Origin of the sequence: Prevotella sp. oral taxon 306 str. F0472 (assembly GCF_000257925.1) — a bacterium.
In the GTDB taxonomy this organism is placed as follows: Bacteria; Bacteroidota; Bacteroidia; order Bacteroidales; family Bacteroidaceae; genus Prevotella; species Prevotella vespertina.
In genome coordinates, this window is record NZ_AJIN01000063.1 from 18,824 (window position 1) to 30,397 (window position 11,574).

Annotated in this window: 14 protein-coding genes; 8 read left to right on the forward strand and 6 right to left on the reverse strand. The window is 43.4% G+C overall.

Going from position 1 to position 11,574, the window contains the following annotated elements; translation table 11 throughout:
- Positions 1-26 precede the first annotated feature (26 nt).
- A complete protein-coding gene (gene trxA / locus HMPREF9969_RS09765; RefSeq protein WP_009435672.1) occupies positions 27-341 on the forward strand; it encodes a thioredoxin in 315 nt (104 codons plus the stop codon).
- A gap of 465 nt (positions 342-806) precedes the next feature.
- Here the strand turns inward: trxA and HMPREF9969_RS09770 are convergent, their stop codons facing one another.
- From HMPREF9969_RS09770 to HMPREF9969_RS09785, 4 genes are all read right to left on the reverse strand, one after another.
- Positions 807-2,903 (reverse strand): protein-disulfide reductase DsbD family protein, encoded by a 2,097-nt coding sequence (locus tag HMPREF9969_RS09770; RefSeq protein ID WP_036895638.1) that lies wholly within the window; start codon positions 2,901-2,903, stop codon positions 807-809.
- A gap of 190 nt (positions 2,904-3,093) precedes the next feature.
- Positions 3,094-3,804, reverse strand: coding sequence for a UMP kinase (gene pyrH / locus HMPREF9969_RS09775; RefSeq protein ID WP_009435667.1), 711 nt, complete (start codon positions 3,802-3,804; stop codon positions 3,094-3,096).
- Positions 3,805-3,816: 12 nt separating this feature from the next.
- The gene (locus tag HMPREF9969_RS09780) at positions 3,817-4,608 is read right to left on the reverse strand and encodes a biotin--[acetyl-CoA-carboxylase] ligase (RefSeq protein WP_036895642.1); all 792 of its coding nucleotides are present in this window, start codon (positions 4,606-4,608) and stop codon (positions 3,817-3,819) included.
- 16 nt (positions 4,609-4,624) lie between these two features.
- The gene (locus tag HMPREF9969_RS09785; protein WP_009435661.1) at positions 4,625-4,990 is read right to left on the reverse strand and encodes a YraN family protein; all 366 of its coding nucleotides are present in this window, start codon (positions 4,988-4,990) and stop codon (positions 4,625-4,627) included.
- Positions 4,991-5,072: 82 nt separating this feature from the next.
- Here HMPREF9969_RS09785 and HMPREF9969_RS09790 point away from each other — a divergent pair, with 82 nt between their 5' ends.
- The 4 genes from HMPREF9969_RS09790 to HMPREF9969_RS09805 all read left to right on the forward strand — a co-directional run bounded on the left by HMPREF9969_RS09790 (position 5,073) and on the right by HMPREF9969_RS09805 (position 6,951).
- The gene (locus tag HMPREF9969_RS09790) at positions 5,073-5,525 is read left to right on the forward strand and encodes a nucleoside deaminase (protein ID WP_004383790.1); all 453 of its coding nucleotides are present in this window, start codon (positions 5,073-5,075) and stop codon (positions 5,523-5,525) included.
- A gap of 117 nt (positions 5,526-5,642) precedes the next feature.
- The gene (locus HMPREF9969_RS09795) at positions 5,643-6,092 is read left to right on the forward strand and encodes a hypothetical protein (RefSeq protein ID WP_009435666.1); all 450 of its coding nucleotides are present in this window, start codon (positions 5,643-5,645) and stop codon (positions 6,090-6,092) included.
- 6 nt (positions 6,093-6,098) lie between these two features.
- The gene (locus tag HMPREF9969_RS09800; RefSeq protein ID WP_009435657.1) at positions 6,099-6,590 is read left to right on the forward strand and encodes an RNA polymerase sigma factor; all 492 of its coding nucleotides are present in this window, start codon (positions 6,099-6,101) and stop codon (positions 6,588-6,590) included.
- Positions 6,577-6,951, forward strand: a complete 375-nt coding sequence (locus HMPREF9969_RS09805) for a hypothetical protein (RefSeq protein ID WP_009435670.1) — start codon at positions 6,577-6,579, stop codon at positions 6,949-6,951. Before HMPREF9969_RS09800 ends, HMPREF9969_RS09805 begins: the two co-directional genes overlap by 14 nt.
- Positions 6,952-7,028: 77 nt before the next feature.
- On the opposite strand, the gene HMPREF9969_RS09810 is transcribed toward HMPREF9969_RS09805, so the two are convergent.
- A complete protein-coding gene (locus HMPREF9969_RS09810; protein ID WP_009435654.1) occupies positions 7,029-7,943 on the reverse strand; it encodes a hypothetical protein in 915 nt (304 codons plus the stop codon).
- Positions 7,944-7,947: 4 nt separating this feature from the next.
- Entirely contained in the window at positions 7,948-8,664 is a 717-nt protein-coding gene (rsmI, locus tag HMPREF9969_RS09815) for a 16S rRNA (cytidine(1402)-2'-O)-methyltransferase (protein WP_036895639.1), read from the reverse strand.
- Positions 8,665-8,929: 265 nt separating this feature from the next.
- On the opposite strand from rsmI, the gene HMPREF9969_RS09820 reads away from it, so the two are divergent.
- From HMPREF9969_RS09820 to HMPREF9969_RS09830, 3 genes are all read left to right on the forward strand, one after another.
- Complete coding sequence (locus tag HMPREF9969_RS09820; RefSeq protein ID WP_009435653.1) at positions 8,930-9,532, forward strand: thymidine kinase; 603 nt, start codon at positions 8,930-8,932, stop codon at positions 9,530-9,532.
- 1 nt (position 9,533) lies between these two features.
- Complete coding sequence (locus tag HMPREF9969_RS09825) at positions 9,534-10,661, forward strand: AI-2E family transporter (RefSeq protein WP_009435668.1); 1,128 nt, start codon at positions 9,534-9,536, stop codon at positions 10,659-10,661.
- Positions 10,662-11,106: 445 nt separating this feature from the next.
- A partial coding sequence (locus tag HMPREF9969_RS09830; RefSeq protein WP_036895643.1) for an Arm DNA-binding domain-containing protein occupies positions 11,107-11,574 on the forward strand: 468 nt, incomplete at its 3' end.

An 11,574-nucleotide genomic window follows, 5' to 3' on the forward strand; every position in this document is an offset into this window, starting at 1 on the left:
AGTATAATTATAAAAAACAAAAAGACATGGAAGTAAAAATCACTACCGAGAACTTAGAGACTTATAAGAATGGTGACTTACCATTAGTAGTTGACCTGTGGGCAACATGGTGTGGCCCTTGCAAGATGGTCGGTCCTATCATCTCTGAACTCGCTGAGGAATATGATGGAAAGATCGTTGTTGGTAAGTGTGATGTTGAGGAGAACGATGATGTAGCTATCGATTTCGGTGTGCGCAACATTCCTACAATCCTCTTCTTCAAGAACGGTGAGTTAGTAGATAAGTTCGTGGGTGCTGCGTCAAAGGCTGTGCTTGACGAGAAATTCAAAGCATTGCTATAAGCATCTAACGATACAGCAATCATAAAAGTAAGCCATATTAGGTGGTCGCACAAAGACTCCTTAATATGGCTTCTTTCGTGCTTTCCTCTTCCGTTGCGCTCCTCTTCAAGAAACGGAAGTTCCCGCAGGTAGACAATGGATAAGATGAAGGCTATCGCCTACCCAACAACAAGCAATGATAATAGAGGACTTTTTTGACACATATATGCGCCGTAAAATGACACATACGTATTACGCACTTGACTCGTATGTGCTACGGGCTTGACTCATATGTGTCACGTGGATTGACACATACGTGTTATTTCGCTGACACATACGTGTCATTTTGAGGCATACGCAGATGCTATTAGAAACGATAATGGTGTGACGGCAAATTGCCATCACACCATTATTATTATCTTATCTCACCTACCAGTACGATTGAAACTAATTGGTAGGGATTAAGTGTAAGTCTTATTAAGCTGATTACTTACCAGCCTTGTAGTTTTCAAGCCCCTTATCCAGGAAGTCAAGATAGGCTTTCACGTCCTCTTTGAAGCTGAAGCTACCATTGAGAGGCTTACCAGCATTATCCAATGGCACATAGAAGGGCTGTGCGAGATAACCGAACTTCGTTTCCTCAAGATAGCTCCACTTGTCGCCCACAGTGCGCAGAGTGCGGGTAGTACCATCAGGACGTTTCACCTCTACAGGCTGTTTCAACGGAGTCTTATCATCTACATAGAGTGAGATGAGCACATAATCCTTCATGAGCTTATCAGCTACACGGGAGTCTGTCCATACCGATGCCTCCATCTTACGACAATTAACACATCCGAAGCCAGTAAAGTCTATCAAGACAGGTTTCCCAGCTGCTGCAGCTGCGCGCATGCCTTCTTCATAATCGGTATATTGTGCATGTACGGTTTGTGGAGCTAGATTGAAATCCTGCGTATTGATAGGTGGTGCGAAAGCACTAACCGCCTTACAAGGTGCGCCCCAAAGACCTGGAACCATATAAATGGAGAATGCTAATGAGCAAAGACCTAGCATAATGGCTGGTACAGGCATTGCCTTCTGATCAGAATCATCGTGTGGGAACTTGAGTTTTCCTATGAGATAGAGACCGAGCAACCCGAAGAGCGCAATCCAAATAGATAGGAATGTCTCACGATCTAGGATATGCCATCCGTATGCGAGGTCGGCTACTGAGAGGAACTTCAGCGAGAATGCCAATTCAATGAAGCCTAACACAACCTTTATCATATTCATCCATGAACCTGATTTAGGTGCTTGCTTCAACCAAGATGGGAAGAGGGCGAAGAGCGTGAAAGGTAAGGCTAACGCCAAGGCGAAACCAAACATTCCCACTGCCGGAGCTACCCAGTCGCCACTTGTGGCTGCCTGAACTAGTAAAAGCCCCACAACAGGTGCTGTACAAGAGAAACTTACCAGTGACAAGGTGAACGCCATAAGGAAAATTGAAAGCAAGCCCGTGGTTGCTGCCGCTTTGTTATCTACGGCATTACCCCACGATGATGGCAATCGGAGTTCGAACCAACCAAAGAAACTAAAGGCGAATACTAACAGCAGAAGGAAGAAGAAGATATTGAACGGAGCATTGGTTGCTAGCTCATTCAACTTCTGTGGTCCGAATGCAGCTGTTACGATTGACGCTAAGCCGAGATAGATTACTATGATTGAGATACCGTATGTTATGGCATCACGAATACCCTTCTTGCGGTCGTCCTTCGCACGCTTTAGGAAGAAACTAACGGTCATTGGTATGATTGGCCACACGCAAGGGGTAAGCAGAGCAACGAGTCCTCCTATAATACCCATGAAGAAGATGTACCAAAGAGAGTTGCTCTTGTTATTTTGCGCATTGTTGAATGCCGCCAACTCCTTTACTACAGGCGTCCACAGGTCGGCGTCTGGCGTACTCTGAACAGCCGTTTGAGCCGTTGCTGTAGTTGAGTCAGTCTTAGCCGTGGTAGCCTCTTTTGCCGTGTCAGCAGTCATTGCAGCTAGTGCAGATAAACCATCAGCTGCTACTGGAGTAGCAGCTGACGCAGTATTATCGGTGGTAGTTGATGTGCTTGCTGGCGTCGCAGCGGGAGCTTCAGCAGGGCCGTTCCCCTTATAATTGAACTCCACTTGCATTGGAGGCATACACATCTCGTCGTTACAAGTACCATACTCTAAGTAACCTTTGATTGTGTATGTCTTTGCCGTGATCTTATAACGTTGAATAAAGCTAACACTATTCTCGAAATAGCGGAGCTTCATTTCGAAAGCCTTGTCAAAGACATTCAATTCCTTACCACGTGCTGTGAGCTTACCAACGGGCGTCACACCCTCAGCTTTCTCTATATGCAAAGTAGTAGACGTAGGTCCATCTGCAGGTAAGTTAGTCGAATAGACATGCCAGCCCGCATCTATCTTTGCAGAGAAGATGAGGTCTACCTCTGTTGGAGACACTTGTTTCTGTTGCACAGTAAAGTGTGCTGGCTTCTGTTGTGCGAAAGCTGTAATGCTAACGAACAGCATGAAAATAAACAGTAATGTATTTCTCTTGTTCATTGATTTGTACGATTAAAAATTCGCTTGCAAAGGTAAACAATAAATTCTATATATCGTTGAATTATTTACAGATTATAGGTTAGTAAGCCCAAATTCACTAAGCAGCAAGAGTGCCATAAGCTACTTATCGAAGCATAGACACTCCATAGCTGTCTTGATTTTATCACTTTAATTACCTTCAAGATATAGCTTAATTGTGAACCAATGTGCCTATATCTTCGCCGTCCATCACCTTCTTGAGGTTGCCAACAACATCCATGTTGAAGACGTAAATAGGTAGGTCATTCTCCTTACACATCGTCGTTGCTGTAAGATCCATTACCTTCAAGCCCTTGTTGTAAATCTCATCATAGGTGATTTCAGAGTACTTCTGCGCTGTTGGGTCTTTCTCTGGATCAGCTGTGTAAACGCCATCTACACGTGTACCCTTTAGCATTACGTCGGCTTCTATCTCGATACCACGGAGGCTAGAACCTGTATCAGTTGTGAAGTAAGGGCAGCCTGTTCCAGCAGAGAAAATACATACATAGCCTGCCTCCATAGCCTCAATAGCCTTCCACTTACTATAGAACTCACCTATTGGTTCCATACGGATTGCAGTCAAAACTTTGACTTTTGCGCCGATTGCCTCAAGTGCAGAAGAGAGCGCAAGGGAGTTAATTACAGTGGCACACATACCCATCTGGTCTCCTTTCACACGGTCGAAACCTTTCTGACTACCGCTTAATCCACGGAAGATGTTACCTCCACCGATAACGATACCTATCTGCACGCCCATGTCATGCACCTCCTTTATCTGCTTCGCATAGTCACTTAAGCGTTCTGGATCTATGCCGAATCCTTGCTTACCCATAAGGCTCTCACCAGAGAGCTTCAATAGTATACGTTTGAATCTTGCCATTTATGTATCTTATTAAACAATAAATTCTACTTCTTTAAACTGGTATTCACGAATCATTCCACTGCGGTCTCTTAGGATGAGATGTCCATCATCTTCAACCTCAACGATGGCTCCCTCAAACTCGCCATCTATGTCGCGGTAACGATGAAAGCCTCCCTTACGGTACAGAGCTTCGTGATACATTGCACTAATATCATTGTATCCGCCTAGTTCTAACAGGTGGTAACACTCTTGGAACTTAGCGATTATATGTTTGAGGAGTTCTTCCTTATCTACTTCATGCCCTAAGATCTGGCAGAGAGAGACGGGATTAGGAGCATTACTAACGAATGTGGATTGGTTAACATTGAGCCCTACACCAAAGATGCAATCCTTTATATGTCCGCCACTAAGTTTGGTCTCTATCAGAGTTCCACTCAGTTTCTTATCCTTCCAATAGATGTCATTCGGCCACTTGAGGCGTATGTCATCCGCAACATAGCTTGATAAGGCTTCTTTCAAAGCTAAGGCTCCTGCCTCAGAGAGCAAGAATTGACTGCGGACAGGCAGCATTGTAGGATGCACAAGGGTGGAGAATAGTAGGTTCTTACCGCTTTCGCTCTCCCAAGTATTAGTTCCTTGCCCTCGCCCAGAGGTCTGATGTTCAGCCACCACAACAGTCATTGGCTCGTCTTCCGCAGGTGTATAGTTACGTAAGAAGTTATTTGTACTATCCACTTCTGGTAATCGAAGGACCTTTACTTCTTGCTTCTTTTCTACGACTGAAGGCTTGAAAAGACCTAATACTGCATCTATAATTTTCATGAATGATAGCTGTCTATTATATAAAAGGTAGAAAGGCATCCTTCACATGGCGTACTTCGTGCTTATCATCAGGGCATCCAACGATGGTGATAATATCGAATCGTATCTCCAAACTTATATTATACCTCTTGACGTAAGCATTAGCAGCAAGCGACAAGGAGCGCACCTTCTGTGGTGTTACAGCAGCATCGGCATTAACAAAGCATTCGTCCTTTCGTGTCTTCACCTCCACTATCACCAACGTTCCAGCGTCCATTGCAACAATATCTAAGTCACGGTGTTGATACATCCAATTGCGATGTAAGATGGTATAACCTTGCTGTTGAAGATAGTTAGCAGCAACTTCTTCGCCCCATTTACCTAGATCATTATGGTATGCCATGCGCCTTTCTCACATTATTATTCGCACCACAAAGATAGGACAAAGTTTTGTATAATCAAAATAAAACACGTATTTTTGTGGCATGAGTACCGATGAGCAAATAAAGAAAGACATGTATTTTATGCAGCGTGCAATCGATGAAGCGAAGGCTGCATATCGTGAAGGTGAGATTCCAATAGGGGCTGTCGTAGTATGTCGAGATCGAATCATAGCTCGTGCCCACAATCTCACTGAAACCTTGAACGATGTTACCGCCCATGCAGAAATGCAAGCCATCACGATTGCGGAGAGCGAGTTAGGGGGCAAGTACTTACAAGATTGCACGCTATATGTTACTGTTGAACCCTGCATCATGTGTGCTGGAGCAATCGGATGGGCGCAACTTCACCGCATTGTATATGGATGCCCTGACATAAAGCGAGGCTATCATGAATATGCTCCTAAGGCTTTCCACCCTAAGGCAAACGTAACCTCTGGCGTCCTCGAGGAGGAGTGTAAGGCTCTTATGCAACGTTTCTTCCAAGAGAGGAGATAGCCTTTCATGATAAAAAACTTAATAATCAATGTCACCTTTTACACCTAACTCTCGTTATACATACGAATCGGTTCAATATTCACAACCAATGTATAACAAATTAAAAAGTATAAAGTTATGAATCCAATAACACTTGGCGCACTCACATCAATCATCGTTCCTTTAGGAGTTGTAGTAGTTCTTCCTATTGTTATCGCCTACATTGCCTATAAAAAGAAGCAGCATGATACAAACAAAAGAAGTGAGATTGTCATGGCTGCAATAGAGAAGAACAGCGATATTGACGTACAAGAGTTCCTAAGCAAACTTAATCCTCCACAGAAGACATACAAAGAGAGGATGCTTAATAGGCTACACCAAGAAATCTTATGGGGTACCATTTGTTTAATCGGAGGGGCTGTCTGTATTATAGCAACAGTCACAACGAGCTTCATCAACGGGTATGAAGGAATGGATTTCGGTTTCCTTGCGATCTTTGGAATAGTTCCTTTAGCAACTGGGATTGGTCTGTTAGTAGCTTACAAAAGCGGTAAGAAGTCACTTGATCAGGTTTCAGAGAACGAATAAGAGCGTATGACCAGAAATCAATTCGTCAATCAAGTCAATCAGGAACAGGCTCATCTACGTCGGTTCCTGATGGCTTTGTGCTGCGGAGACAGCGCTGAGGCTGACGATATTGCACAAGAGACTCTTATCAAGGCTTACCTCCGCTGTGAGCAATATGATGAACGTGGACAGTTCTCGGCATGGTTATTAAAGATAGCATACCATATCTTTATTGATGCTAAACGTAAACAGAAAGAGCAAAGTAAACTATCTTTAGAGAAAGTGTTTGCACTTCAAGGAACAGCAAACGCAGATGATTGCTTCCGTTATCAAGCTCTTCATGCGGCATTAGCTACACTCTCTGAAACGATAAGAACCAGTATTCTCCTTTATTATATGCAAGGATATCAAATCAAAGAGATTGCAGAGATAACCGATAACAGTGAGGATGCGATTAAGAAACAACTATCCCGAGGACGGGAACAACTAAAACGCTTATTGAAAGATGGACGAAGATAAATACTTAAAAGACCTGCTGACTGATTATCAGCCAAAGCTCACCAACGATGCAGCCTTCATGCAAAGACTACACCGCCAGATGGCTCTTATTGATGAGGTAAAAGCTTATCAACGTGAGGAGAAACGTAAGAACAAACGGTTCTCCATCATCATGCTGGCTATTGGAATCCTATTAGGAAGTATTGTCACTATTGCGAGCTTCACCCTACCCGACCTAACAGAATCACTTAAGCAAGGTTCTAATTCAGAGTTTATCATAGTCCTTCTCAACAACATTAAATACATTAGTTTAGCCATTGGTTCCACCTTTATCATGTTGAGTCTGCTCCTTACGTCAAAGTTGGCAGACCTCAATAATTGATCATAAAACCATCTAATACATACAAAGAAGAGGCACTCTCATCACGAGAATGCCTCTTCCTTATTATATATATAAGGTTACTTAACCTGAATAACCAAGTATTTACTTGTACTCCAGAAAGTCTGTGGGTCGGTAATACGAAGTACATACTGACCATTTGTGTCAGCTGATAAGCTGTAGCTACTGCTTGGGTGCGCTGTTAACAGTCGTGCGCTCTTACTATAAAGTTTGATTTCCTTGGTAATGCGGATATCTATCTTCGTGAAGTAGCTCTTGTTGAAAGCACCCTGCAATACCCTGTCTCCATCAAGAATACGCTGTCCCTTCAATTCGCTCTTAGTACCGAATACATACCAACCAGTATTCAACTGCTTATCTTGCGTATTGATCGTTTCAGTCTTCTGATTGCTTTCGTTCTGCAGATTCTCTTTCTCCGTCGTTAGGTTCTCCTTCTCTGTTGTAAGGTTCTCCTTGTCTGTCTTGAGGTTTTCTACATCTGTATTCAAACCCGTGATCGTCTCATCAAGCTCCTTAATATGGATATTCTTTGACTCTAACTCACTGCGCAAGCGTTTCAATTCACCCTCTTTACGAACCAACTGATTGGTTAGCTGCGTAAGAGTCTTCTTCATTGCATCACCCTTGAAACCTGTCTCGCGCAACTGTTGTTGCAGTTTCTTTATAAGCTCGCGATTCTCTTTCATACGTTGAGCAATGAACTGTACGTTCTCTTTCACCTGCTCGTTTTTATCCTCACTCTCGCTATCCTTGGCAATAGTCACACGATTCTCTGCCTCATTGATATCGGCAAATCCCTGTTGAATATCATTGAGTGTCCCCATCATGTCATTAATCTCGTTGTCACGAGCATCAATAATTGCACGTAAGGAATCGTTCTGTATCTGTGCTGGATTAAATGCTGTTTTCTTGTCTTGATTGCAGGATGCCAGTGCAAGAACTCCACATACTGCCACTACTAAAAGTTTCTTCATAACATTACTCTTTAATATTATTTCGCGCCTTCTTAGTCGAAGACTTAACCTTCTCCTTACCGGCAACCACTATCACAAACTCGCCTCTTGGCTCTGTCTCCTCGAAGTGGTTGATGACCTCGGCAAGCGTTCCACGAACACTTTCCTCATGTACCTTCGATATCTCACGACAACAACTTACTTGTCGATCAGCACCGAACACCTCCGCAAACTGGCTCAATGTCTTCACTACCCTATAAGGTGATTCATAGAAAATCATTGTTCGCGTCTCATCAGCTAAGCTCTCCAAATGTGTTTTACGACCTTTCTTTTGTGGTAAGAAGCCTTCGAAACAGAATCGATCACAGGGCAGTCCGCTAGAGACGAGGGCTGGAACAAAGGCTGTTGCACCCGGTAAGGTCTGTACTGTAATACCACTTGCTGCCGCCTCACGAGCTAAGAAGAATCCTGGATCACTTATACCAGGAGTGCCTGCATCAGATATGAGTGCGATGGTTTCACCAGCCTTCAATCGATTGACGATACCTGCTGATGTACTATGTTCATTAAACTTATGATGTGATAGAAGACGATTCTTTATCTCGAAATGCTTCAATAAGATGCCCGAAGTTCGGGTATCTTCACATAAGACTAAGTCGGCTTCCTTCAGTATTCGGATTGCACGGAGCGTCATATCCTCCATGTTTCCAACTGGTGTAGGTACGAGGTATAATGTTCCCATTGTTGCTTGCAAATGTAAAGCAAAAGCACTGAAGGGCAAAATAAATTAGCTTTTTTTACATAACGAATAGAGGAGTTAAGGAGCCTGTTAGACTATAGATGAGTTAAAGGAAAGGAGCATAAGAGTAAAAAGGAGGTTGCTGATGGGAGTTAAAGAAGCACCCCAACCAGCACTATAGTCTTTAACTTCTTTAACTCCCTTACCACCTTTAACTACAAGGAAAGTATCCTTTAACTCCAAGAAAATACTTATCTTTGCAGCAATTATGGTAACAATTAATAATCTTAATGGTGAAAGGTGTCGTAAAGGACGCATAGAGGTTATATGCGGAAGTATGTTCTCTGGTAAGACAGAAGAGCTTATCCGCCGTATGAGACGTGCTCAGTTCGCTAAGCAGAGGGTAGAGATTTTCAAGCCATCGATAGATACTCGCTACTCTGAAGAGGATGTTGTCAGCCACGACCAGAACTCTATCCATTCCACAGCTATCGACTCCTCGGGTAACATCTTATTGTTAGCTTCAGATATAGATGTCGTGGGAATAGATGAAGCGCAGTTCTTAGATGAAGGGCTCGTTGACGTTTGCAACCAACTAGCCAATAATGGTATTCGAGTCATCATAGCCGGTCTTGACATGGATTATAAAGGCGTTCCATTCGGTCCAATGCCTGCCCTCTGTGCCATAGCTGATGATGTAACAAAGGTACACGCCATCTGCGTTAAGTGCGGAGCCTTGGCGTATGTCAGTCATCGACTCACTGCAGATACACGTAGGGTTATGCTTGGCGAACAACAAGAGTACGAACCCTTATGCCGCGATTGTTACCAGAAAAGTATAAAAGACGAGCTTTCTTTAAAAGATAAATAATATGCCTCAGACGATAACATTTGATAAATTCATACGCTGGTCACTAACGGCTCTTGCCGTAGTTGCAGTTTTCTTAATCATAAAAGGGCTTTCGAGTGTATTGCTACCATTCTTCATTGCATGGTTATTAGCTTATCTCCTCTATCCGATTGTGAAGTTCGTACAATACAAGTTACACGTTCCAGGGCGTGCACTCAGTATCATCGTTGCAATGACATTTGTTACTGCCATTATCGCAGGAGTGTTCTACTTCATCGTCCCACCAATGATTGGTCAGATAGACAGACTTATGACTATCTCTAATAGATACTTACATGAGACCGCCCATACGAACAACATCTCGGCTATGATACAACAATGGGTTACGGAGAACCAACATGAGATAGAACGATTCTTAAAGAGCCCCGATTTCACCAATGCGATTAAGAATATCATGCCTAAACTGTTCTCTGTTATAGGACAGACAGCTAGCATCGTGCTATCCATCATAGCGTCATGTATCACCTTACTCTATATGTTCTTTATCTTGCTGGATTACGAGACACTCACCTCCAATTGGATAAGAATCTTCCCTAAGAAAGCGCGCCCTTTCTGGCGTGGACTAGAGCAGGATGTGGAACGAGAACTCAATAACTACGTGCGTGGGCAGGGACTTGTATCACTCTGCATGGCGGTTCTCTTCTGCATAGGATTTACCATCATCGACTTCCCGATGGCTATTGGTTTGGGCATCCTGATAGGTATTCTCAACCTTATTCCGTATCTCCACACCTTCGCTCTCATCCCAACTGCCTTCCTAGCATTGCTTAAAGCGGCTGATACAGGGCAGAATTTCTGGATCATCTTTGGCTCGGCTCTGGCAGTATTCGCCATCGTTCAAGCACTGATGGATATGGTGATTACACCAAAGATAATGGGTAAAGCCATGGGACTTAACCCTGCCATCCTCCTCCTATCACTCTCTGTTTGGGGTGCCTTGTTAGGCTTTATCGGTCTTATAATCGCTCTTCCACTCACCACACTCATCATTGCTTATTGGCAAAGATACGTCACGAAGGAGCATCAAGATGAGGAGTTGAAGGAAGTGATGGACGTTATTGAGAAGGGAAATAAGCCCAAAGAATCATAAGATATAGGTTTCCCTACACCCCACCCCGCCTCCACAAAGAATAGGAGTGGGCAACGGAAGTCAATTAGCATACAACCTACTGATTTAAACAAGACGCTCTCTTTCATTCAAAGAGGGCGTCTTGTCGCATGAAAGAAAGCCTCTCTTCACTTGCAACTAATCCTTGAAAAGGAAGAAAAATCGAAGTTGGTGTAAACTGACTGATAATGAGGAAGAAACGAAACGATTTGCGTAGAAGTGCTCTTTTCAAAAAGGGCAGGAATATGCAGATTTAGGCAGAAGTTCAGTTACCAAAGCATTACCTGATTTTGAGATAGGTAACGATGAAGTAATGTTCGGTAACTGAATTATTTTCGCTCGTGTGGCTGTTGCTGCGGTCGGCAGTTTTCTGCATAAGTGAGGAACGCTTTAATTCGGGTAACTTTGCCCATAAAAATTAAAGCGTATGAAACAAGAGAAAATGAAGGTGTTGCTCTACCTCAAAAAGAGCGGTCTTGACAAGTCGGGCAAGGCTCCCATTATGGGACGTATCACACCTGGAAGGAATGTTGCCCAGTTCAGTTGTAAACTCTCCTGCAATCCAGAGTTGTGGAATCCCCGTGAGAGTAGAGTGGACGGCAAGAGTCGTGAGGCAGTAGAGATAAACGGCAGGTTGGAGAGTTTGCTGTTGTCTGTTCAGTCGGCTTATCAAGCCTTACTTTCCAAAGGTTGCCCATTTGACGCAACCGATGTAAAGGAATTGTTTCAAGGCAGCGTACAGACACGATGTATGCTTATCGAACGATTGGACATCCTCATCAGGGAGAAGAAAGAACATATTGGAATTGACATTAAGAGAGAAACAATTTCCAATTACTATACTACCCGTAATAATCTTCGAACATTTATCGAAGACAAGTACAAGGTGGAAGAT